Below are 22,462 nucleotides of genomic sequence, written 5' to 3'. Positions count from 1 at the left end.
CTGGTCCCGTATCCTCGGGGGAATCGGCCCGAGGGGCCGATGGGGGGCAGACGGCCCCCCTCCGCCGCCGCCGCCGCAGGCGCGGCGGCAGGCATTCCTGGCACTGCATCATCGGAAAACGCGCGGAAGGCCTGTAAGCCGGATTCTGTTCCCCGGCCCGTCTCCGGGTGCCGGTTCGATGACCATTCCTCTGGACCCGCGGTTGCCCGCGGGCCTCAAGCTGCCAACCCGGACCTCGGGGGCAAGGCGCCCTGCGGCGGTATCGCATTGCTGCGACCGGCCCGCGCGAGGTCCCTATTCGGCATTGCTCCCGGTGGGGCTTGCCATGCCGGTCCGGTTGCCCGTCCCGCGGTGCGCTCTTACCGCACCGTTTCACCCTTACCCTGCAAGCAGGGCGGTCTGTTCTCTGTGGCGCTTTCCCTGGGGTTGCCCCCGCCGGGCGTTACCCGGCACCGTTGCCTTGTGGAGTCCGGACTTTCCTCGAAGGTTGCCCCCCGCGGCCATCCGGCCCTCCGCGCGACGGACCGCCTAGCCCGGAACGGCCTGCGCCGTCAACTCTGCCGCGCGGTTGCGTCGCGTGGATGCGGCTGGAACAGTTCCACCGGGTTGCCCGAGGGGTCGTAGACAAGGATCTGCCGCCCGCCCTTGCCCTCGACGATCTCGCCCGCCAGCCGGGCGCCGCCGGCGCCGAGCCGGGCCACCTCGGCGTCGAGGTCCTGCACCTGCAGCTGGAATCGGTTCCAGCCGCCCGGGGCCGGCACCTCGTCGGCGACGGTGGTTCCCGCCCCGCCCGTGCCGGGCGCGTTCAGCATCAGCCGCAGCGCCCCGCGTTCCAGCAGCGCAAAGCCGGGGCCCGGCCGCATCACCACCGTAAAGCCCAGCTGGTCGCAGTAAAAGGCCACCGCCGCGTCGACGTCGGTCACTATGTATCTCACGGCAATTCCGGTCATCTCGTCCTCCCGTCGCGGCGGAATTCCGTCATGGACGGCACCCACGCGATCCGTCATCATCCGCCGGCAAGGGAGAGCATACACCATGCGCAAGTTTCTCGTCGTCCTCGACGACAGCCGGGAATGCCTGAACGCGATGCGCTTTGCCGCCATGCGCGCCGCCAAGACCGGGGGCGGGGTGACCATCCTGTCGGTGATCGAACCCGAGGAGTTCAGCCACTGGATCGGCGTAGGCGAGGTGATGCGCGACGAGGCCCGCGAACGGATCGAAGCGCATTACGAGGTCTTTGCCAAGTGGATGCGCGACCGGCAGGGGGTCGATCCCGAACTGGTGATCCGCGAGGGCGAGCCGGTGCCTGAGATCCTCGGCCAGATCCGGGACGATCCCGAGATCGGCGTGCTGGTGCTGGGCGCGGGCACCGAGAAGAGCGGGCCCGGCCCGCTGGTCACCCAGCTGTCGAAGGGCGCGGGCACTCTGCCGATCCCGATCACCATCGTGCCGGGCGACATGTCCAAGGAAAAGCTCGAGGCGATCACCTGATGGCGCTGCGGGTCCTCTACCTTCACGGGGCAGGGGCCGCGCCGGGCGATGCGCCGTTCGACACGATCCGAACAATCCTCGGCCCGGCCGAGGTCGTCGCGCCGCAACTCGCCGATCCGGAGCCCGAGGCCTGGGCGACGGTGATCGCGGAGGCACTGGACGACCTGCCCGAGGATGCGATCCTGATCGGCCATTCGCTGGGCGCCTCGATGCTGCTGCAGGTGCTGGCCCGCCGTCGCCCGGTGCGGCGCGCGCCCGCGGTCTTTGCCTTTGCCAGCCCGTTCTGGGGGGCGCCGGGCTGGGATCACGCCGGGTTCGCCCTTCCCGAAGACCTTGGCGGGCTCGACGGCGTGGGCGAGATGTTCTTGTACCACGGCACCGCCGACACGGTTGTCGCGCCGGACCACGGCGACCGGTATGCCGCGCGGCTTGGCCGGGCGCGGGTGCGGCGGGTGGCGGGCGCGGACCACTGCTTTGAAGGGGCAGATCTTGCGGTGTTCGCCACGGACCTCCGCAAAATCCTCACTTAGAATGGTTCCAAAACTTGACAGCCGGGGGTGCGGGGCGCATATCTGTTGCCGCTAAACAAAGGGGCGTCTCAGATGTTCATTCAGACCGAATCCACCCCGAACCCCGCAACTCTCAAGTTCCTGCCGGGGCAGACCGTGCTGGACACCGGCACCGCCGATTTCCCGGCCGCCGAGGCCGCGGGCCAGTCGCCGCTGGCGCAGCGCCTGTTTGCCGTGCCGGGTGTGACCGGCGTGTTCTTCGGCACCGACTTCGTCACCGTGACCAAGGCCGAAGGCGTCGAGTGGGACCACATCAAGCCCGCGCTGCTCGGCGCGATCATGGAGCATTTCCAGTCCGGTGACCCGGTGATGGCGGGCGAGGGCGGCACCGCGTCGTCGGGCCATGCCGAGCACACCGGCGAGGACGGCGAGATCGTGACCCAGATCAAGGACCTGCTGGACACCCGGGTGCGCCCGGCGGTGGCCCAGGACGGCGGTGACATCACCTTCCACGGCTTTGATCGCGGCGTCGTCTACCTGCACATGCAGGGCGCCTGCGCCGGATGCCCGTCCTCGACCCTGACCCTGAAGATGGGGATCGAGAACCTGCTGCGTCATTACATCCCGGAAGTGACCGAGGTTCGGCCGGTTGCGGTCTGACACCCTGACACTCGGGTTCGACACGTCGGCCGCGCATTGCGCGGCCGCTGTCTTGTCCGGCGACCGGGTGCTGGCCGTAAGGGTCGAGGCCATGGGGCGCGGGCAGGCCGAACGGCTGTTCCCGCTGCTCGAAGAGATGCTGGCCGAAGCCGGGGTCGGCTGGGCCGATCTGGACCGGATCGGCTGTGGCACCGGGCCGGGCAATTTCACCGGCATCCGGATCTCGGTTTCCGCCGCCCGCGGCCTTGCGTTGTCTCTGGGCATTCCCGCCATCGGCGTGACCACGTTCGAGGCGATCCGCCACACCCATCCCGATGCCGCCGCCGCCGTGCCCGCGCCGCGCGACCAGGTCTATCTCTCGCGCCCCGGTGCAGCGCCCGCGCTGGTGCCGCTGGACCTGGCGGCCGACGCGACCCTGCCGCCGTCGCCGGCCGACCTGGCCCGCGCGGTGGCCGCCGTGGCCGCCACGGCGATGACCGATGGACTGGCGCCGCCCGCCCCGCTCTACCTGCGGGCCGCCGATGCCGCGCCGCCGCGCGATGCCCCGCCGGAGATCGTCGATGACGCCTGAGGTGATGGCCTCCATCCACGCCGAGTGCTTCGAGACCCCGCGCCCCTGGAGCGCGGTGGAGTTCGCCGCGATGCTGGCGGGCCCCGGCGCCTTTGCCGCGCTCGACGCCGAGGGGTTCGTGCTGGGCCGCGTGATCGCGGGCGAGGCCGAGCTGCTGACCATCGCTGTCCGGCCCGAGGTGCGGCGCACCGGGATCGGGCGCCGCCTGCTCGATCGGTTCGAGGCCGAGGCTCGGGCCGGGGGGGCCACCTACGCGTTTCTCGAGGTGGTCGAGGACAACGCCGCGGCGCTCGCGCTCTACCGCGGGGCGGGCTGGGCCGAGGCCGGGCGACGGCGCGGGTACTACAAGACGCCCGACGGCACGCGCCGCGACGCTGTCGTGATGGCCAAACCATTGGGCTGACGTTACGGTTTTCCCCGGCAAGACCCCGCAACTGCCCGATTTCCCTATTGACGGCGTTTCGCGGCATGGGCCTAACTTGACCATGTGATCAAACCGATCTGACTCCATAACGGCGTGGCGGGCAAAGTTCCCGCAACCCATCCAACCGGGAGACCATTATGACCCTGATGACGAAATTCCTCGGCGCTGCCGCCGCCATGGCCCTCTCTGCAGGCGCCGCGATGGCCGAGCCCGCGCTGATCTACGATCTCGGCGGCAAGTTCGACAAATCCTTCAACGAAGCGGCTTTCAACGGCGCAACGAAGTGGGCAGAAGAGAACGGCGGTTCGTTCCGCGACATCGAACTGCAGTCCGAAGCGCAGCGTGAACAGGCGCTTCGCCGCTTTGCCGAGGCTGGTCTGAACCCGGTCATCACCACCGGCTTCGCCTTCTCGACCCCGATCGCCAACGTCGCGGCCGACTATCCCGACACGAAGTTCGTGACCATCGACGGCTATGTCGACCCGGCCGAGCATCCGAACGTCCTGTCGATCCTGTTCTCCGAGCACGAAGGCTCCTACCTCGTCGGCATGCTGGCCGCGATGGCCTCGGAAGGCGGCACCATCGGGTTCGTCGGCGGCATGGACATCCCGCTGATCCGCAAGTTCGCCTGCGGCTATGCCCAGGGCGCCAAGGCGGTGAACGCCGATGCGACCGTGGTGTCGAACATGACCGGCACCACCCCCGCCGCCTGGAACGACCCGGTGAAGGGCTCGGAACTGGCCAAGGCACAGATCGGCCAGGGCGCGGGCGTGATCTACGCCGCCGCGGGCGGCACCGGTATCGGTGTGCTGCAGACCGCCGCGGACGAGGGCATCCTCTCGATCGGCGTGGACAGCAACCAGAACCACCTGCACCCGGGCAAGGTCCTGACCTCGATGCTGAAGCGCGTCGACGTGGCCGTGGCTGAATCGATGGCCGCCGGCGAGGACCTGGAAACGGGCGTGAAGGTGCTGGGCCTGGCCGAGGACGGCGTGGGCTACGCGCTCGACGACAACAATGCTTCGCTGATCACCGACGAGATGAAGGCGGCGGTCGAGGAAGCCAAGGCCAAGATCATCTCGGGCGAGATCGAGGTGCACGACTACACCACCGACAACTCCTGCCCGGCGCTGACGTTCTGATACCGCTGAAACGGGGCGGCCGACCGGCCGCCCCCAACACTTCTGGAGGCTGCGTGGCGCGCGGCCTCTGCCCTGTTTCACAGGAGCCAGCCACGCCATGACCGAGCAAGCCCCCGCCATCGAGCTCAAGGGTATCTCAAAGGCCTTCGGGCCGGTTCAGGCCAACAAGGACATCTCGATCCGCGTCATGCCGGGCACGATCCACGGGATCATCGGCGAAAACGGTGCGGGCAAGTCCACGTTGATGTCGATCCTCTACGGCTTCTACAAGGCCGACAAGGGCGAGATCTTCATCGCGGGCAAGAAGACCGAGATCCCCGACAGCCAGGCCGCGATCACCGCCGGGATCGGCATGGTGTTCCAGCACTTCAAGCTGGTCGAGAACTTCACCGTGGTCGAGAACGTGATCCTCGGCGCCGAGGATGGCGCGATGCTGCGCCCGTCGATCGCCAAGGCCCGCAAGTCGCTGAAATCGCTGGCCGAGGAATACGAGTTGAACGTCGATCCGGACGCTCTGATCGAACATCTCTCGGTCGGACACCAGCAGCGGGTCGAGATCCTCAAGGCGCTCTACCGGCAGGCCGACATCCTGATCCTGGACGAACCGACCGGCGTGCTGACGCCGGCCGAGGCCGACCACCTGTTCCGTATCCTCGACAACCTCAGGGCCGAGGGCAAGACGATCATCCTGATCACCCACAAGCTGCGCGAGATCATGGAGATCACCGACACCGTCTCGGTCATGCGCCGGGGCGAGATGACGGCGACCGTCAAGACCGCCGAGACCAGCCCCGAGCAGCTCGCCGAGCTCATGGTCGGGCGCAAGGTGCTGCTGCGGGTCGACAAGAAACCGGCGACGCCGGGCGACGTGGTGCTGTCGGTCAAGGACCTCAAGGTCACCGACGACAAGGGCGTGCAGCGGGTCAAGGGCGTCAGCTTCGACATCCGCGCGGGCGAGATCCTTGGCATTGCGGGCGTCGCCGGCAACGGCCAGTCCGAGTTGATGGAAGTGCTGGGCGGCATCACCACAGGCACCGGCACGATCACCGTGAACGGGCAGCCGCTGGCGCTGTCGGGCCACGGAAGCGACGGCGCGGCGCGGCGCGCCCGGTCCATCGCGCACGTGCCCGAGGACCGGCAGCGCGAAGGTCTGATCATGGACTACGCCGCGTGGGAGAACGCGATCTTCGGCTATCACCGCGATCCCAAGTGGCAGAGCGGCCCGCTGATGAACAACCGCGCCATCCAGCAGGAGGCGCAGGGCAAGATGGAACGCTTCGACGTCCGTCCGCCCGATCCAAAACTGGCGGCCAAGAACTTCTCGGGCGGGAACCAGCAGAAGATCGTGCTGGCGCGCGAGATCGAGCAGTCGCCCGACCTGCTGCTGGTCGGCCAGCCGACCCGCGGCGTGGACATCGGCGCGATCGAATTCATCCACCAGGAAATCGTCCGCCTGCGCGACCAGGGCAAGGCGATCCTGCTGGTGTCGGTCGAACTGGACGAGATCATGTCGCTGAGCGATCGGATCGCGGTGATGTTCGATGGCCAGATCATGGGCGTCCGCGACCCGGGCGCGACCGACGAACGCGAGCTGGGCCTGCTGATGGCCGGGATCGAGGGCGAGCCAGACGGCGAAGCCTGGAAGGCCGTGGACGCACAGATGGAAAAGAAAGACGCCGCAGAGGCGCGGGAAGCGGGGGACGCATGACGATCGCGTTTGATCACGGGGCATCGACCCGCCGGAGGGCTGCCTGATGGAACGGATGCCCGCCTGGGCCGACGTGGTCCTGATCCCGCTCATCTCGCTCCTGCTTGCGGCGATCCTGTCGGCGCTGGTGATCCTCGCCATCGGCGAGAACCCGATCGAGGCGTTCCAGCTGATGGTCGACGGCGCGCTGATGCGGTCGTCGGGCTGGGGCTACACGCTCTACTACGCCACCAACTTCATTTTCACAGGCCTTGCCGTGGCGGTCGCGTTCCACGCGCGGCTCTTCAACATCGGCGGCGAAGGCCAGGCAATGCTGGGCGGCCTGGGCGTGGCGCTGGCCTGTCTCTACATTCCCTGGCCGCACTGGACGCTCGCGCTGCTCGGCGCGTCGGTCGGCGCGGCGCTCTTCGGGGCGGCCTGGGCCTTCATCCCGGCCTACCTGCAGGCGAAGCGCGGCAGCCACATCGTGATCACCACGATCATGTTCAACTTCATCGCCGCCGCACTGCTGAACTATGTCCTCGTCAGCCTGTTGCGCCCGGTCGGATCGATGGACCCGGCCACCGCACCGTTCCCCGCGGCGACGCACCTGCCGACCTTCCAGGACATGTTCTCGAGCGCCGAGAACCCGATGTTCCGCGGCGCGCCGGCCAACATCACCTTCTTCATCGCGCTGGCCGCCTGCCTTTTCGTCTGGTTGCTGATCTGGCGCTCCAAGCTCGGCTACGAGATCCGCGCCCTCGGCCATTCCGAAAGCGCGGCCAGGTACGCGGGCATCTCGCCGGTACGGATCATCATCGTGGCGATGCTGATCTCGGGCGCCCTGGCGGGCATGATGGGGGTGAACACCACCCAGGGCGAGGCCGAGCGCCTGGTCCTGAACTCGACCGAGGGCGCGGGCTTCATCGGGATCGCGGTGGCGCTGATGGGGCGCAACCATCCCGTCGGCGTGCTGCTGGCCGCGCTGCTCTTCGGCTTCCTCTACCAGGGCGGGGCCGAGCTGGCGCTCTGGACGAATATCCCGCGCGAGCTGATCGTCGTGATCCAGGCGCTGGTGATCCTGTTCACCGGGGCGCTCGACAACATGGTGCGGATGCCGCTGGAACGCATGTTCATGGCGATGAACCGGAAGGGGGCCTGAGCATGGAGTACCTGCACGGGTTCCTCACGGCCTACACGATCCTGCTGGTGGCCGTGCTGTCGCCGGGACCGGCGGTGGCGATGCTGCTCGGCATCGCGCTATCGCGCGGGCGCGGATCGGCGGTGGTGGCCTCGGTCGGGGTGGCGGCCGGTGCCTGCACCCTGGCGCTCTTGACGCTGGCCGGTGTCGGCGTGTTGATGCAACAGGCCGCCTGGGCGGTGACCGTGCTGCGCCTGGTCGGCGCGGCCTACCTGATGTGGCTCGCGGTCGGGGCCTTCCGCAAGGCGGCAAATCCACCGGAGATCAGCCCGGCCGAAATGCCGCCGCTGTCGCGGCCGCGCGCCTTCATGACCGGCTACCTTCTGCAGATCACCAATCCCAAGGCCATCGTGTTCTGGATCGCAATCGCTTCGGTCGGGGCAACCGCCGGGGCACCTGCGCCCGTCGTTGTGGCGTTCCTGGCCGGGGCCTTCGCGATCTCGCTCGCCGGGCACATGGGCTATGCGTTGCTGCTCTCGGCCAGCCCGATCCGCGCGCTCTACCTCAGGGCGCGTCGCGGGGTCGAGGCGACGCTGGGCTGCCTCTTCACCTTTTTCGCCTTCCGGCTCGCGACGGCGAGGAGCTGACCATGGATTTCGCAACCCTCCTCCAACTGCTCGACAGCACCATCCGCCTCGGCACGCCGCTGCTCTTTGCCTGTCTCGCCGGCCTCTTCTCGGAACGCGCGGGCGTGGTCGACATCGGGCTCGAGGGCAAGATGCTGATCTCGGCCTTCTTCTCGGCCGCGGTCGCCTACATGACGGGGTCGGTCTGGATCGGCCTGCTGGCCGGCATCGCCTCGTCCATCGCGCTGTCGCTGGTGCATGGCCTTGCCTCGATCACGTTCCGGGGCAACCAGCTGATCTCGGGCGTGGCAATCAACTTCCTCGCCGCAGGCACGACCGTGCTTATCGCGCAGGACTGGTTCAGCCAGGGCGGCCGCACGCCGTCGCTGACTGGCGGCGCGCGGTTCAGCCCGATCACCCTGCCGGGGGCCGAGGCGCTGCGTGACGTGCCGGTGATCGGGCCGATCTACTACGACCTGATCTCGGGGCACACGATCCTTGTCTACCTCGCCTTCCTCTGCGTGCCGCTGACGGCCTGGGTGCTCTATTCCACCCGCTTCGGCCTGCGGCTGCGCGCGGTCGGTGAGAACCCGGCCGCCGTGGACACCGCCGGTATCTCGGTCGTCGGGCTGCGCTATGCGGCGGTGGTGATCTGCGGCGTGCTGACCGGGCTCTCGGGCGCCTACCTTGCCACCTCGCTGCAGGCGGGCTTTGTCAAGGACATGTCGGCAGGCCGCGGCTACATCGCGCTGGCGGCGCTGATCTTTGCCAAGTGGCGGCCGTGGTACGCGCTCTTTTCCTGCATGCTCTTCGGCTTCCTGCAGGCGCTCGCCCTGCGCCCCGACCTGATCGAGAAAGTGATCGGCGTGAAGGTGCAGGTGCAGCTACTTGACGCCATGCCCTACATCCTGACGGTGGTGATCCTGGCCGGCTTTGTCGGCAAGGCGATCCCGCCACGGGCGGGCGGGGAGCCCTATGTGAAGGAACGATGACGACCGGTCGCCGTCCCGCGTGGGGCGGCGGCCACCATCGCCGCTCGAAGCGCGGACAGCCGCGTCATCGGCGTTGCGGCAGCGCAGAAATCCTGACTAGGTAGGGCCATGCAGATCTACCTTCCGATAGCCGAAGTCTCCGTGAATTTCTTCATGCTGCTTGGCATCGGCGGGCTGGTGGGGGTTCTGTCGGGCATGTTCGGCGTCGGCGGCGGGTTCCTGATCACGCCGCTCCTTTTCTTTACCGGGATCCCGGCTGCGGTGGCCGTGGCGACCAGCGCCAACCAGATCGTCGCCTCGTCCTTCTCGGGCCTCCTGGCGCACCTCAGGCGCAAGACGGTGGATATCCGGATGGGGACGATGCTGCTGGTCGGCGGCCTCGCCGGGTCGGCCCTGGGGGTCTACATCTTTGCCCTCCTGACGGAGCTGGGGCAGGTCGAGCTGCTGGTGCAGCTATGCTATGTCGTCTTCCTTGGCATCGTCGGCGCGCTGATGCTGGTGGAAAGCCTGCGGGCGCTTCGTCGCGCACGGGGTCAGCCGGTGCCGTCACGCCCCAGGCGGCAGCGGAACTGGGTGCATACCTGGCCCCTGAAGATGCGGTTCCGGACCTCACAGCTCTACATCTCGACCATTCCGGTGGTGCTGATCGGTGCCTCGGTCGGGTTGCTGGCGGCGATCATGGGGGTTGGTGGCGGGTTCATCATGGTGCCGGCGATGATCTACATCCTCGGGATGCCGACCAAGGTGGTGGTGGGCACCTCGCTCTTCCAGATCATCTTTGTCACCGCCTTCACCACCCTGCTGCACGCGGTCACCAACCACACGGTCGACATGATGCTGGCGGTGATCCTGATCATCGGCGGCGTGATCGGCGCGCAGGTCGGCACCCAGATCGGCACCCGGCTCAAGGCCGAGCAGCTGCGCGTCCTGCTGGCAAGCCTCGTGCTGCTGGTCTGCGGCAAGCTGGCGCTCGACCTCGTGCTGCGGCCGGACGAGCTTTACGTGATCGGCGGGGTGGGCGGATGATCCGGGCGCTGCTGGCATGGCTGGTCGTCTGGGTTGCGCTGCCGGCGGCGGCGCAGGAGGAAAGCGTCGTGCTCGGCATGTCGCAGAACCGGGTGCAGATCACCGCGCGGTTCGACGGGTCCGAGATCCTGATCTTTGGTGCGGTCAAGCGCGAGACGCCGATCCCGGATACGCCGCTGGACGTGGTGATCACCGTGGCGGGGCCGTCGATGCCGGTCACCGTGCACCGCAAGGACCGCCGTTTCGGCATCTGGGTGAACGCCGAGTTGGTCGAGATCGACCATGCCCCCAGCTTCTACGCGGTTGCGACCAGCGGCCCGGTCGACGAGGTGCTCAGCCACACCGAGGACCTGCGCCACCAGGTGACGGTGCCGCGCGCCGTCCGGTCGGTGGGGTCGGGGGCCGAGGATCCGATTTCCTTCACCGTCGCGCTGATCCGCATCCGCCGCGCGGACGGGACCTACCAGACCCTGCCCAACACGGTCGAAATCGACCAGCAGACGCTTTTCGACACCAACATCGCGCTGCCGTCCAACCTGATCGAGGGCAGCTATGCGGTGCGCGTCTTCCTGATGCGCGAAGGCCGGGTGGTGTCGGATTTCGAGACCGCGATCGAGGTGCGCAAGGCCGGGCTGGAACGCTGGATCTACAACCTCGCGCAGGAAAACGCGCTGATCTACGGCATCCTGTCGCTGATCATCGCCGTCGCCGCGGGCTGGGCCGCCTCGGCGGCGTTCCGGGCGATCCGGGGGTAGGGCGGGGCAAAGCCTTCGCCGCGGGCATTCACGCCGTCAGCCCCGCCGCTTGTCGCCGCCGATCCAGACCGACCGCACCGCCCGGTCGTCGCCCAGCATGATGGTGGCAAAGACCCGTTCCCAGACATCCTCGGCCCGGGCCGCGCGCTGCGCAATGGCGGGGGTCGAGGCGAGGTCGAGCGCGATGATGTCGGCCTCCATCCCCGGTTTCAGCGATCCGATCCGGTCCGCCATCCGCATGGCCTGCGCCGACCCTTCCGTCGCCAGCCACAGGAGTTGGGCGGCGTGCAGGGGCGTGCCGCGCAACTGCCCGACCTCGTAGGCCGCTGCCATCGTGCGCAGCATCGAGAACGACGATCCGCCGCCGGTGTCGGTGGCAAGGCCCACGATCTGCCCCGCCGCCTTGAGCCCGGCCATGTCGAAGAGGCCCGAGCCGATGAAGGTGTTCGAGGTGGGGCAGTGGATCATCGATGCCCCGCTGTCGCGCAGGCGCTCCCGTTCCCGGTCCTCGAGGTGGATCGCGTGACCGAAGAGCGCGCCGGGCCCGATCAGCCCGTGCGCCTCGTAGGTGTCGAGGTAGTCGCGCTGGTCGGGGCAGAGCGCTCGCACCCAGGCGATCTCGTCCAGCTGTTCAGACAGGTGCGTCTGCATCAGGCAGTCGGGATGTTCGGCCCAGAGCGCACCGAGCGCGGCCAGCTGATCTTCGGTCGAGGTCGGGGTGAAGCGCGGCGTCACGGCATAAGTGATCCGCCCGCGCCCGTGCCATTTCGCAATCAGCGCCTTGCTGTCGTCATAGGCCGATTGCGCGGTGTCGCGCAGTCCCTCGGGCGCGTTGCGGTCCATGCAGGTCTTGCCGCCCGCGACGCGCTGGCCACGACGGTCCGCCTCGGCAAAGAACGCCTCAACGCTTTCGGGGTGGATCGTGCAGTACGAGCACATCGTCGTCGTGCCCTCGGCCAGCGTCAGGTCGAAATAGCGCGCGGCGGTCTCGGCGGCATAGGCCGGATCGGCAAAGCGCATCTCTTCGGGGAAGGTGTAGGTGTTCAGCCAGTCAATCAGCCGCTTGCCCCAGGACGCGATGATGGCCGTCTGGGGATAGTGCACGTGGGCGTCGATGAAACCTGGCAGGATCAGCGCATCGCCCATGTCCTCGACCACGGCACCCGGGTGGTCAGCACGCAGGGCGGCGGCGGACCCGACCGCCGCGATCAGGCCATCGCGGACCAGAACGGCACCGGCGCTGTCGATCTGCGCCGCCTCGGCCGCAGGCATGGCAAAGGGGTCGGCGGCATAGCTCAGCACCTGTCCGCAAATCAGCCGTTCGTTCATCCGCACTCTCCTGAAGACCCGGATCAAACTATCCTGCCGTGCACCCGGCGTAAATCGCCGCCCGGCCATTGTCGCGCGGGGGAAACGCCCTCTATGGTGCGGGCAAAGCGGCAAGGGGCAGAAGATGGACGAAGACGCCGACAAAGGCCCGGTTGAGGAAATCGAGGACGCGCTGGACGAAGACGCCTACGCGATCGACCGGCGCACGGTTGCCGCGATTCTCTATGCCGTCGACGTGGGTGACCGCGAGAAGCTGATCGAGCTGATGGAGCCACTGCACGCGGCCGACATCGCCGACCTTCTCGAACAGATCAACGCCTACGACCGGCGCCGCCTGGTCGAGCTTTACGACAAGGAATTCGACGGCGAGATCCTGTCGGAACTGGACGACAGCGTCCGGGAAGAGGTGATCAGCCTGCTCTCGCCCGAGGTGCTGAGCGAAGCGGTCCGCGAGCTCGATTCCGATGACGTGGTCGACCTGCTCGAATACCTCGAGGAGCCGCAGCAGGAGCAGATCCTCGAAGCGCTGGAGCTGAGCGACCGGGTCGCCGTCGAGCAGGCGCTGACCTATCCCGAGGAATCCGCCGGCCGCCTGATGCAGCGCGAGGTGGTCGCGGTGCCGGAACACTGGACCGTGGGCGAAACCATCGACTTCATGCGCGCCCGCGACGACCTGCCGGACCAGTTCTACCACGTGATCCTTGTCGATCCGCGGATGAAGCCCGCCGGCCATGTCGCGCTTGGCAAGCTCATGGCCTCGCCCCGCGCGCGGCCTTTGACCGAGATCCTCGAACCGTCGTTCCGCACCATCCCCGCCGACCAGGACGAGGGTGACGTGGCCTATGCCTTCAACCAGTACCACCTGATCTCGGCCCCCGTGGTCGATGACAACGAGCGGCTGGTCGGCGTCATCACCATCGACGACGCGATGATCGTGCTGGACGAGGAACACGAAGAGGACATCCTGCGCCTCGCCGGTGTGGGCGAGGACAGTTCGCTGTCGGATTCGGTCCTGTCGACGACGCAGCGCCGCTTTCCCTGGCTGTCGGTGAACCTTTTCACCGCGATGATCGCCGCCACGGTGATCTCGCTCTTCGAGGAAACGATCTCGGCCTTCGTGGCGCTGGCCGTGCTGATGCCGATCGTCGCCTCGATGGGCGGCAACGCCGGGACACAGACGCTGACCGTCGCCGTGCGCTCGATCGCGACGCGCGACCTGACCGGCGCCAACGTCATGCGGGTCATCCGGCGCGAGGTGCTGGTGGGCCTTCTGAACGGCATCGGGTTTGCGATCGTGATGGGGACGCTGGCGGCGATCTGGAGCGGGTCGATGATCGTCGGTGCCGTGCTCGGCGCGGCGATGGTGATCAACCTCGTCGTCGCGGGGTTTGCGGGAACGGTGGTCCCGGTGACGCTCGAGAAGCTGGGCGTCGACCCGGCGCTGGCCTCGGGCACCTTCGTGACAACGACAACTGACGTGATCGGCTTCTTCGCATTCCTCGGGCTGGCGACGCTGGCGTTGACCTGAGGCGTTACCAGACGACCGGGTGTGTCTCGCCGGTCTGGACCTGCACGAAGCCTTGGGGCGCGTGCTCGGACGGCGCGACAAGGTTCCAGCGCCAGGGCGAACAGGTGAGCGTGGCAAAGGCCAGCCGTTCGGGGAAGCCCGGGGCCCAGCGGGGGTGGAAGCTTTCCTCGAACATCCAGTCGACCTTTTCGCCGGCGGCGTAGAGGGCGGCCATGTCTGCGGCCAGCGCCTCCGCCGGGCGCGCGGTCATCAGGCCCGCGATTTCGTAGGGGACCATGGCCGTCACCTTGCCCCTATGGACGAGGACCCAGCCGCCATTCATGCTGGCGCAGGTGTTGACCGCCAGCGCCATCGCGGCGTCCGAAGACCCGGCGCACCAGATGTTATGCTTGTCATGCGCCATCGAGCAGCAGAGGGCGGTGTCAGCGTCCCGCGGCCCGCAGCCGAGCCAGAACATCTTGGACACCGCGGCGGTGCCGGAATAGCGGTCGACGATGGCGAACTTGGTGATGTTGCGCTCCGCGTCGCGTTGCACGGCGCCGTCTGTCACAGGCAGATCAAAGGTCAGGAAATCGTCGGTCCAGTGGAAGGGGCGGATCACGGCGGCCTGCATCGTCTCGCGGCCCGGTGTGGCGGGGATGGCGAAATCCCCGGCCGTCAGGTCGCGCCCGATGTTGACCGTCTGCCGCGCCCAATCGGGCCAGTCGATTTTTGGCACCTCGAGGAGGTAGTCGGTACCCGTCGCGGCATGGCGGCCGTCGGCCCAGACCTCGGCAATCTCGAAGCGCGTCACATCCGACAGCAGCACGAGGTCCGCGAAGCGCCCCGGCGCGATGGAGCCGACCCAGGGCGTCAGCCGCATGTGCCGCGCCGGGTTGATCGTGGCGAGCTGGATGGCCGTCTCGGGCGAGAGCCCCGCGTCGATGGCCATCCGCACGTTGCGGTCGGTGGCGCCGGTCGCCAGCACCTCCTGCGCCGGGCGGTCGTCGGTGGCAAGCGCGACCTGGCTCCAGTCCTTTAGCCCGCGTTCCAGCAGGCCGGTGACGATCTCGGCCCCGGTGTGGATGCGGATCTCGACGAAGAGGCCGGATTGCAGCTTGTCGAAGGCCTCTTCCGCCGTCCAGGCCTCGTGATCCGACGCGATGCCGGAGGCGGCGAAGGCATTGATGTTGGGCAGGTCGCGGATGCCCGCCGCGTGCCCTTCGACCACGGCGCGGGCGTTCCACGTGGCTTCGATCATCGACCAGAGCCGGGGATGGGCGGGGTTGTCGCGGTCGCGGACGGCGGGCCAGTCCATCACCTCGTCAAGGCCGGCGGTCATCAGGCTCTCGGTCAGGAAGCGGGTCTGATCGACCCCGTCGAGATGAGCGCCGTGTTCCCATGCGGTCGGCGGAACGGCGGAGCCGGGCAGGGGAAGATCTTGAGCGGCGACCCGGCGCGGCGCGGGGCGAGCCAGAAGTCGAGCGTGCGGTCGGGGACGACGTTCGAGAACTCGTGGCTTGCCTCGCAGGTCCAGGTGTTGCCGCGCGGGATGACCAGAGCGGCCTCGTACTCCGGCGTGACGTGGGAGCTTTCGATGTGCTTGTGCACCTCGCCCAGGCCCGGGACGGCTGCGAGGTCGGGCTTCTCGACAATCTCCGACGCGGTGCCGGGGAAGGAGCCGCGCGGCCCGACATAGGCGATGCGGCCGTTCAGGATCGCGATCTCGACATCCTCGCGCCAGAGGGCGGAGTTGGTGTCGAGCAGCCGCCCGACCCGCATCAGCGTGTCGGCGGGGCGGCGGCCGAGGGCCACGTCGATCAGGTCGCGGCGGATCGCGGCTTCGGATGCGGCGGTGATCTCGGTCATGTCCAGCCCTCAGGGGTTTTCGTCAGGATCGGCGTGGCGAAGGCGCCGACCACCGGGGTCGCGCCGACCTTCTCCCGCCAGCCCTCGCCCTGCAGCATCGCCGCGCCGATGGCAACCGGGGCGATGCCCGCGAGGTCCATCAGGCGGAGGGTCGAGGCGATGGAGGCGCCGGTGGAGAGGACGTCATCGACCACCGCGACGCGGGTATCCTCCAGCAAGGGCAGCATACGTGGGTCGACATAGAGCCGCTTGCCGCCGCCGGGTGTGGTGATCGACCTCAGTTCGACCGACAGATCCTCGTCGTACCAGAATTTCCGGCTGGTCCCGAGCGGCACCATGCGGGCGTGGCCGAGGCGGCGGGCCACGGCCTCGGCCAGCGTCAGGCCGAGGGTCGGGACACCGACGATGACCTCGGGGGCGTGGGGGCGCAGGCCGTCCGCCACCGCGTCGGCGAGGGCGTCGAGAACGCTGAAACTCGCCTGGTTGACGATCAGAGAGGCGACGCCGCGCCCGTCCGCCAGCACCCGGATCGGCAGGAGAAGCTGATGCGCGCCGAAGGGGACGGCAAACGTCTCGCCATCCGGCTGCACGCCCGGGGTCAGATCGTCATGCAGGTGCTGCCAGACGTCGGTTCTCATGGGCGCGGCTCCTTGTCATTCGGGGCGGCGGGCGTAGGGTCTGCGCAGCATTCCGAGGAGCCGACATGACAGACATGGACCCCGCCACCCTGGCCGATCTCACCGCGCTCCGCCGCGATTTCCACGCCCACCCCGAGCTGGGGTTCGAGGAAGAGCGGACCAGCGCCATCGTCGCCGAACGGCTGGCGGCGGCGGGGATCGAGGTGACACGCGGGCTGGGCGGCACCGGCGTGGTCGGCACGCTGCGCCGCGGGTCGGGCAACCGGGCGGTGCTCCTGCGCGCCGACATGGACGCGCTGGCGATGCCGGAGGAGACGGGGCTCGACTACGCCTCGACGGTCCCGGGCAAGATGCATGCCTGCGGCCATGACGGGCACACGGTCATGCTGCTCGGCGCGGCCGAGGCGCTGGCGAAGGACGGCGAGTTCTTTGGGACGGTGCATTTTGTCTTTCAGCCCGCCGAGGAAGGGCGCGGCGGCGGGGCGAAGATGGTCGCGGACGGGTTCTTCGAGCAATTCCCGGTCGATGCGGCCTACGGGTTGCACAACATGCCCGGGCTGGACCTGGGCGTGGTGGCGGCCGTCGAAGGGCCGCAGTTGGCTAGCTCTGACAGCTGGGAGGTGCGGTTCCGCGGTGTGGGTTCGCATGGCGCCAAGCCGCACCAGGGGCGCGACGCGGTGACGGCGGCGGGGGTCTTCCTCGCGCAGGTGCACGGCATCGTCGCGCGCGAGGTCGATCCTCTGGAACCGGCGGTCATCTCCGCCTGTGCGCTCGAGGCGGGCAGTTTCCAGGCGCTGAACGTGATCCCGGATACCGTCCGCATCGGCGGCACCGCGCGGGCCTATTCCACAGCCGTTAGGGACCAGCTGGAAGAGGCGATCGGCCGCCACGCCCGGGGCGTCGCGGCGGGTTACGGCATCGCGGCGGAGTACGAGTTCCGCCGCCGCATCCCGCCGGTGGTGAACGCCGCCGAACCGGTGGCCTTGGCGCAGGACGCCGTCCGGAAACGCATGGGCGAGGACCTGCTGCGCACAGCCTTCCCGCCATCGACCGCCGGCGACGATTTCGCCGAGTTCGGCACACGGGTGCCGGGTGCCTACGTCTGGCTCGGCATGGGCGAGACGCGGGTCAACGGGCAGCACCACAACACCAATTACGATTTCAACGACGCCTGCATCCCCTACGGCGTGGCCTTCTGGCGCGCCGTGGTGGAGGAGGAACTGGCCTAGCACGCCAGCCCCTCGGCCAGCCTGGCCCGCAGGCCGTCGGCATCCACGCCCATGGCGACGCGGATCGGGTGCGGCCCTTCGACCAGCGCGCCGTCGTGATCGACCCGGAGGTGCCGCGTCTCGATCCGGAAAAGTTCCGGGTGCAGGGCATAGAGCGGCACGCAGGGGTCGTGCAGCGGGCGGCTCTCGGATCCCTTCGCCTGATGCTCGGTCTGCACGAAATAGGCGTCGATCAGGTCGGCCGAGGCTTTGGCGGGCGCCTTGCCCGTCGCGCGGAGCGTTTCGAGATAGGCGGCGTCGGCGCGGAACTTGCGGGTGGCGTCGAGCGGGATCAGCACCAGATCGAGCCCCGCGTGCAGGACGATGGCGGCGGCCTCGGGATCATGGGCAAGGTTGAATTCCCCGCGCCCCATGTTGCCCGGCTCGTCCACCGCGCCGCCCATGGCGATGACGCGGCGGATGCGGGCAGCGGCCTCGGGGTGCTGCGTCAGGAGGTTGGCGATGTTGGTCAGCGGCGCGAGGCAGAGGAGGTCGATGGTCTTCGGCTCGGCCGCCGTGAGGGTGCGGGCGAGGAAGGAGACGGCCTCCTCCGCCTCGGGCGCCCGCGACGGCTCGGGGAAGGCCACGCCGCCAAGGCCGTCGTTGCCGTGGATGCCCAGCTCGGGGCGCGGATCGCGGCCCAGAGGGGCCTTGGCACCGGCATGCACCGAGGTCGGCACCTCGGCCAGCGTGGCGATGCGGCCGGCATTGGCGGTTGTCACCGACAGGCCGATGTTGCCCGCCACAGTGGTCATCGCGGCGATGTCGAGGCCCGGGTGGCGCAGGGCGTAGAGGATCGCGATGGCGTCGTCGATGCCGGGGTCGGTGTCGATGATGGCGGGCATGTCAGGCTCCGGTGTCGATTTCGTGCATGCGGGCCTTGAAGGTCCGGGCGACCTGCATGGCGTCGGCGAGGGTCTTGTCGGTGTCAAGCGTGCCGACCTCGCGCCCCTGCATCAGCCAGCGCCCGGCGACCATCGTGCCGCTTACGTCGGTGGGCATCGTGGCGAAGGTGAGCATCGAGTAGATGTCGTAGATCGGGTGCAGCCGGGGATCGGCGAGCGAGATGCGGATCAGGTCCGCCTGCTTGCCGGGTTCCAGCGAGCCGATGCGGTCCGCCATGCCGAGCGTCGCCGCGCCCTCGATCGTGGCCATCTTGATGACCTCGACGCAGGGCAGGGCGCCCCGGGTGTTCTGGGCGATCTTCTGGAACATCGCGGCGGGCGCGAGCTGGGAGAAGAGGTCGAGCGTGTTGCCCGACATCGGCCCGTCGGTTGCGATCCCGACCTTCACGCCGCGGCTCCGCAGCGCCGTGACCGGCGCGATCCCGCGCCCGGCCTTGCCGTTCGAACGGGCGTTGTGCGCGACATGGGCGCCGCGTTCGGCGATCAGGTCCATGTCGGCGTCGGTCGGATACATGACATGCGCGGCGACAAGGCGATGGTTCAGCAGCCCCGTGCAGTCGGTCAGCTCCACCGTCGTCGCGCCCTGCTTCGCGGCCCAGTCGAGTTCCGGCAGGGTCTCGGCCAGGTGCATCTGCACTGGCAGGTCCGGGTGCGCCTCGGACCACTCCGCCACTCGCGCCATGACCTCGACGCCCGTGGAGTAGGGCGCATGCGGGGCGGCGGAGGTGGTCACTCGGGGATGATCCCGATACATCTCGGCCAAGGCGTCGAGCCGGGCAAACCCCTCGTCCATGCTGGCGTGATCGGGCGCGGCGAAATCGGCGAGCGTCTGCCCCACGACCCCGCGCAGGCCCGAACGGTCGAGCACCGCGCCGATCCGGTCCTCGAAGTAATACATGTCGGCGACAGTGGTCACGCCGCCCCGGATCATCTCCAGTGCCGCGAGCGTCGCCCCGACCTCGACCACCTCGGCGGTCACCAGCGCGCGTTCCAGCGGCAGGATGTAGCGGAAGAGGCGGTCATCCACGTCCTCGCCCAGGCCCCGGAAAAGGGTCATCGGCATGTGGCAATGCGGGTTGATCATTCCGGGCATCACGAGGTCGCCGCCCATGTCCTGCTGCTGCCCGTCGGGCGGCACGCCGTCGCCGAGCGCGACGATCCGGTCGCCCTCCAGCGCGATCCAGCCGCGCGCGTACTCGGTCAGCGCCGCATCCATCGTCAGGATGCGGGCATTGGTGAGGATCAGGCGCTCAGCAGGCAACATTGTTCCGGCTGCGGGATCAGGACGGCGCGGGTGCCGCTGTCATAGGGCTGGGCGAGGGCACTGTTGGCCTTCACCTCTCCGGCGGGGGTGTCGCACTGGTACTGGTAGGCGCGGCCCAGGTAGGTGCGCAGGCCCAGCGTGGCGGGAATGCCGTTGCCCTCGGGCGCGACCAGCAGGCCCTCGGGCCGTGCGGCCAGGATGAATTCCTGCGACGGCACGGTGAACTGTGCCTTGGGCAGGTCGACGGTGGTGCCGCCCTGCATCTCGGCCCGGACCACGTCGCCTTCGTCCGCGATGGCGCGCATCGGGATCATGTTCTCGAACCCCACGAAATCCGCGACGAAGGGATTGGCGGGGCGGGAATAGAGCACCTCGGGCGTGTCGAGCTGCATGATCTTGCCCGCGTTCATGATCGCCACGCGATCGGAGATGCTGAACGCCTCTTCCTGGTCGTGGGTGACATAGAGCGCGGTGGTTCCGTTGGCCTGCTGCAGGCGCCGGATCTCGACCCGCATGTCGACGCGGAGCTTCGCGTCTAGGTTCGACAGCGGTTCGTCGAACATCAGGAGCGGCGGTTCGATCACCAGCGCGCGGGCCAGCGCCACCCGCTGCCGTTGCCCGCCGGAGAGGTTCGCGGGATGCCGGTCGGCAAAGGCGCCGAGGCCCACGCGTTCGATCATCGCGTCGGCCCGCTTCTGGCGTTCCGCTCCGCCGATGCCCCGCTGCTTGAGCCCGAATGCCACGTTGTCGCGCACGGTCAGGTGCGGGAAGAGCGCGTAGGTCTGGAACACCAGCCCGATGTTGCGGGCATGCGCCGGAAGCCGCGTCAGGTCTCGGTCGCCGAGCTTGATCGTCCCGGTCGTCGGTTCGAGGAACCCCGCCACCAGCCGCAGCGTGGTGGTCTTGCCGCAGCCCGACGCACCGAGGAGCGAGACAAGCTCGCCCTCGCCGACGTGCAGGTTGAGATCCTCGAGCACCTTGGTGCTGCCGTAGTGGGCGGTGATGTCTGAGAGGGTGAGGGAAACGGTCATCGGGTCATTTCGTCAGGAAGGTCAGGCCAAGGGTGCGTTCGACGATCGCCATCACGCCGACGGTCACGAACATCAGCAGGACCGAGACAGCGGCGATGGTGGGATCGAAGAACTGCTCCATGTGGGCCAGAAGCTGGATGGGCAGGGTCGAGACGCCGGGGCCGGTCAGGAAGATCGAGACCGAGACGTCGTTGAGCGAGGTGATGAAGGCGAGGATGAAGCCCGCGATGATCCCGGCCTTCACGTTTGGCAGGACCACGATGAAGAATGCCTTCCAGCGCGGGCAGCCGAGCGAGACGGCGGCCTCCTCGATCGAGAAGTCGAACGAGTTGAGAGAGGCGCCCGCAACCCGGACGCAGTAGGGCAGCACGATCAGCGCATGGCCCACGAAGAGCGCCGCCATGATCGGGAAATCCGCCCCGATGGCCACGGACTTCATCAGCGAAAAGCCCAGCACGATCTCGGGGATCAGGATCGGCAGGACGTAGATGTTGCCGAGGAAGGCGGGCAGCTGCACGCGGTAGCGCGCCATCGCATAGGCCGCCGGGATACCGATCAGGGTCGCCAGCGCGGTGCCGCCGACGGCCAGCACGAAGCTGGTCACCATGGTCCGGCGAAAGGCCGAGATCTCGAAGATGTTCTCGTACCACTGCAGGCTCAGCCCCTTGGGCGGAAAGGCGAGGTAGGAGGTTTCCGACAGCGAGGTGCCGATGATGATCACCAGCGGCCCGAGCAGGAAAAGAAGGTCACGGCGGCAAAGGCCACCAGCAGGGGGTGCATCTTCTGTTTCATCAGCCGGCCACCGGGTTCAGGCGGCGCGCGATGCGGGACATCACGAGCACGGTGGTCAGTGTCACGACGACCATGATCGCCGCGATGGTCGAGGCGCCGACCCAGTCAAAGGTCACCATCGCCCGCTGGTAGAGGAACGTACCCATCATCATCTGCCGCTCGCCACCCAGAAGCTGGGGCGTGGCGTAGGAGGTGAAGGAACCGGTAAAGACCAGCACAGCGCCGACGATCAGCCCGGGCACGGCCATCGGCAGGATCACCTGCCGGAAGGCGGCCGCCGGTTTCGCGCCGAGCGAGGCTGCCGCCTCGGTCAGGTCCTGCGGGATCCCTTCGAGCACGCCGACGAGCGTCAGGATCATCAGCGGCACGAAAAGGTAGATCATCGCGATGATGACCGAGAACTGGGTGTAGAGCATCGTGATCGGTTCATCGATCACGCCCAACCAGAGCAGCGTGTCGTTCAGGATGCCTTCCTTGCCGAGGATGATCAGCCAGGCAAAGGACCGCACGACCACGCCGGTCAGCAGCGGGAAGACCGCGGCGATGATCAGCAACGACTTCATCCGGGCCGGGGCATGGGCGACCACCCAGGCGGTGATGAATCCGACGACGAGCGATACGGCAGTGGTGATCAGCGCGACCTCCATCGTCCGCCACAGGACGGTCATCCGGAAGCGCGAGTTGAAGAAGGCGGCGTACTGCGAGAACGGCCCCGCGGGATCGCCGAAGGTCGTGGCGAAGGTCGCCATGACCGGCAGGCCGAGGAACAGGAACACGAGGAGAAGGGCGGGGGCGGACAGGGCCCAGGCGCGAAGGCGGGGCATCGGGTCTTTCT

Annotated in this window: 24 protein-coding genes and 1 other RNA gene; 14 read left to right on the top strand and 11 right to left on the bottom strand. The window is 68.3% G+C overall.

Annotation, left to right across the window (positions count from 1 at the left end; translation table 11 throughout):
- Positions 1–118: 118 nt before the first annotated feature.
- Together rnpB and ACE2AC_RS09485 are read right to left on the bottom strand one after the other, a co-directional pair.
- Positions 119–516: RNase P RNA component class A (rnpB, locus tag ACE2AC_RS09490), an RNA gene on the bottom strand.
- A gap of 35 nt (positions 517–551) precedes the next feature.
- On the bottom strand, positions 552–950 hold the full coding sequence (locus ACE2AC_RS09485) for a VOC family protein (RefSeq protein ID WP_375691850.1): 399 nt from the start codon (positions 948–950) through the stop codon (positions 552–554).
- An 85-nt stretch (positions 951–1,035) separates the two neighbouring features.
- Between ACE2AC_RS09485 and ACE2AC_RS09480 the strand changes: the two genes are divergently transcribed.
- From ACE2AC_RS09480 to ACE2AC_RS09425, 12 genes are all read left to right on the top strand, one after another.
- Positions 1,036–1,491 carry a universal stress protein gene (locus ACE2AC_RS09480; protein ID WP_375691849.1) on the top strand — a complete coding sequence of 152 codons (456 nt, stop codon included), beginning with the start codon at positions 1,036–1,038 and terminating at the stop codon, positions 1,489–1,491.
- On the top strand, positions 1,491–2,021 hold the full coding sequence (locus ACE2AC_RS09475) for an alpha/beta fold hydrolase (protein WP_375691848.1): 531 nt from the start codon (positions 1,491–1,493) through the stop codon (positions 2,019–2,021). The genes ACE2AC_RS09480 and ACE2AC_RS09475 overlap by 1 nt, the downstream gene beginning before the upstream one ends.
- Before the next feature lie 72 nt (positions 2,022–2,093).
- A complete protein-coding gene (locus ACE2AC_RS09470) occupies positions 2,094–2,660 on the top strand; it encodes a NifU family protein (RefSeq protein ID WP_375691847.1) in 567 nt (188 codons plus the stop codon).
- Positions 2,650–3,231 (top strand): tRNA (adenosine(37)-N6)-threonylcarbamoyltransferase complex dimerization subunit type 1 TsaB, encoded by a 582-nt coding sequence (gene tsaB / locus ACE2AC_RS09465; RefSeq protein ID WP_375691846.1) that lies wholly within the window; start codon positions 2,650–2,652, stop codon positions 3,229–3,231. The genes ACE2AC_RS09470 and tsaB overlap by 11 nt, the downstream gene beginning before the upstream one ends.
- A complete protein-coding gene (rimI, locus tag ACE2AC_RS09460; protein ID WP_375691845.1) occupies positions 3,221–3,634 on the top strand; it encodes a ribosomal protein S18-alanine N-acetyltransferase in 414 nt (137 codons plus the stop codon). Before tsaB ends, rimI begins: the two co-directional genes overlap by 11 nt.
- Before the next feature lie 158 nt (positions 3,635–3,792).
- Positions 3,793–4,797 (top strand): BMP family protein, encoded by a 1,005-nt coding sequence (locus ACE2AC_RS09455; protein ID WP_375691844.1) that lies wholly within the window; start codon positions 3,793–3,795, stop codon positions 4,795–4,797.
- Positions 4,798–4,894: 97 nt separating this feature from the next.
- Positions 4,895–6,505, top strand: a complete 1,611-nt coding sequence (locus tag ACE2AC_RS09450; protein ID WP_375691843.1) for an ABC transporter ATP-binding protein — start codon at positions 4,895–4,897, stop codon at positions 6,503–6,505.
- Positions 6,506–6,551: 46 nt separating this feature from the next.
- Positions 6,552–7,646, top strand: coding sequence for an ABC transporter permease (locus ACE2AC_RS09445; RefSeq protein WP_375691842.1), 1,095 nt, complete (start codon positions 6,552–6,554; stop codon positions 7,644–7,646).
- Between the two features lie 2 nt (positions 7,647–7,648).
- A complete protein-coding gene (locus ACE2AC_RS09440) occupies positions 7,649–8,272 on the top strand; it encodes a LysE family translocator (protein ID WP_375691841.1) in 624 nt (207 codons plus the stop codon).
- 2 nt (positions 8,273–8,274) lie between these two features.
- Positions 8,275–9,243, top strand: coding sequence for an ABC transporter permease (locus tag ACE2AC_RS09435; RefSeq protein ID WP_375691840.1), 969 nt, complete (start codon positions 8,275–8,277; stop codon positions 9,241–9,243).
- Between the two features lie 108 nt (positions 9,244–9,351).
- Positions 9,352–10,269 carry a sulfite exporter TauE/SafE family protein gene (locus ACE2AC_RS09430; RefSeq protein WP_375691839.1) on the top strand — a complete coding sequence of 306 codons (918 nt, stop codon included), beginning with the start codon at positions 9,352–9,354 and terminating at the stop codon, positions 10,267–10,269.
- Entirely contained in the window at positions 10,266–11,024 is a 759-nt protein-coding gene (locus ACE2AC_RS09425; protein ID WP_375691838.1) for a TIGR02186 family protein, read from the top strand. The genes ACE2AC_RS09430 and ACE2AC_RS09425 overlap by 4 nt, the downstream gene beginning before the upstream one ends.
- A 36-nt stretch (positions 11,025–11,060) precedes the next feature.
- On the opposite strand, the gene guaD is transcribed toward ACE2AC_RS09425, so the two are convergent.
- Positions 11,061–12,353 (bottom strand): guanine deaminase, encoded by a 1,293-nt coding sequence (gene guaD / locus ACE2AC_RS09420; RefSeq protein ID WP_375691837.1) that lies wholly within the window; start codon positions 12,351–12,353, stop codon positions 11,061–11,063.
- 124 nt (positions 12,354–12,477) lie between these two features.
- Here guaD and mgtE point away from each other — a divergent pair, with 124 nt between their 5' ends.
- Entirely contained in the window at positions 12,478–13,881 is a 1,404-nt protein-coding gene (gene mgtE, locus ACE2AC_RS09415) for a magnesium transporter (RefSeq protein WP_375691836.1), read from the top strand.
- Between the two features lie 4 nt (positions 13,882–13,885).
- Here mgtE and ACE2AC_RS09410 read toward each other — a convergent pair whose 3' ends face one another.
- Genes ACE2AC_RS09410 through ACE2AC_RS09400 form a run of 3 tightly spaced genes read right to left on the bottom strand, consistent with a single transcriptional unit; the run spans position 13,886 to position 16,367 of the window.
- Positions 13,886–15,202, bottom strand: coding sequence for an adenine deaminase C-terminal domain-containing protein (locus tag ACE2AC_RS09410; RefSeq protein ID WP_375691835.1), 1,317 nt, complete (start codon positions 15,200–15,202; stop codon positions 13,886–13,888).
- A gap of 11 nt (positions 15,203–15,213) precedes the next feature.
- Positions 15,214–15,729, bottom strand: a complete 516-nt coding sequence (locus tag ACE2AC_RS09405; protein ID WP_375691834.1) for a hypothetical protein — start codon at positions 15,727–15,729, stop codon at positions 15,214–15,216.
- On the bottom strand, positions 15,726–16,367 hold the full coding sequence (locus ACE2AC_RS09400; protein ID WP_375691833.1) for a phosphoribosyltransferase: 642 nt from the start codon (positions 16,365–16,367) through the stop codon (positions 15,726–15,728). Before ACE2AC_RS09400 ends, ACE2AC_RS09405 begins: the two co-directional genes overlap by 4 nt.
- Positions 16,368–16,432: 65 nt before the next feature.
- Here ACE2AC_RS09400 and ACE2AC_RS09395 point away from each other — a divergent pair, with 65 nt between their 5' ends.
- Positions 16,433–17,596, top strand: a complete 1,164-nt coding sequence (locus ACE2AC_RS09395; protein WP_375691832.1) for an amidohydrolase — start codon at positions 16,433–16,435, stop codon at positions 17,594–17,596.
- Here ACE2AC_RS09395 and ACE2AC_RS09390 read toward each other — a convergent pair.
- The 5 genes from ACE2AC_RS09390 to ACE2AC_RS09370 all read right to left on the bottom strand — a co-directional run bounded on the left by ACE2AC_RS09390 (position 17,593) and on the right by ACE2AC_RS09370 (position 22,451).
- Positions 17,593–18,480, bottom strand: coding sequence for a nucleoside hydrolase (locus tag ACE2AC_RS09390; RefSeq protein ID WP_375691831.1), 888 nt, complete (start codon positions 18,478–18,480; stop codon positions 17,593–17,595). The two genes, ACE2AC_RS09395 and ACE2AC_RS09390, sit on opposite strands and share 4 nt — an antisense overlap.
- Position 18,481: 1 nt before the next feature.
- Positions 18,482–19,804 (bottom strand): amidohydrolase family protein, encoded by a 1,323-nt coding sequence (locus ACE2AC_RS09385; protein WP_375691830.1) that lies wholly within the window; start codon positions 19,802–19,804, stop codon positions 18,482–18,484.
- Positions 19,783–20,835, bottom strand: coding sequence for an ABC transporter ATP-binding protein (locus ACE2AC_RS09380; RefSeq protein WP_375691829.1), 1,053 nt, complete (start codon positions 20,833–20,835; stop codon positions 19,783–19,785). Before ACE2AC_RS09380 ends, ACE2AC_RS09385 begins: the two co-directional genes overlap by 22 nt.
- Before the next feature lie 4 nt (positions 20,836–20,839).
- Positions 20,840–21,556, bottom strand: a complete 717-nt coding sequence (locus ACE2AC_RS09375; protein ID WP_375691828.1) for an ABC transporter permease — start codon at positions 21,554–21,556, stop codon at positions 20,840–20,842.
- Positions 21,557–21,626: 70 nt separating this feature from the next.
- A complete protein-coding gene (locus ACE2AC_RS09370) occupies positions 21,627–22,451 on the bottom strand; it encodes an ABC transporter permease (RefSeq protein ID WP_375691827.1) in 825 nt (274 codons plus the stop codon).
- Between the last annotated feature and the right edge of the window lie 11 nt (positions 22,452–22,462).

It is taken from the genome of Pseudooceanicola sp. LIPI14-2-Ac024, assembly GCF_042188925.1.
In the GTDB taxonomy this organism is placed as follows: Bacteria; Pseudomonadota; Alphaproteobacteria; order Rhodobacterales; family Rhodobacteraceae; genus Pseudooceanicola.
This window is presented reverse-complemented; position numbering and strand designations above follow the sequence as displayed.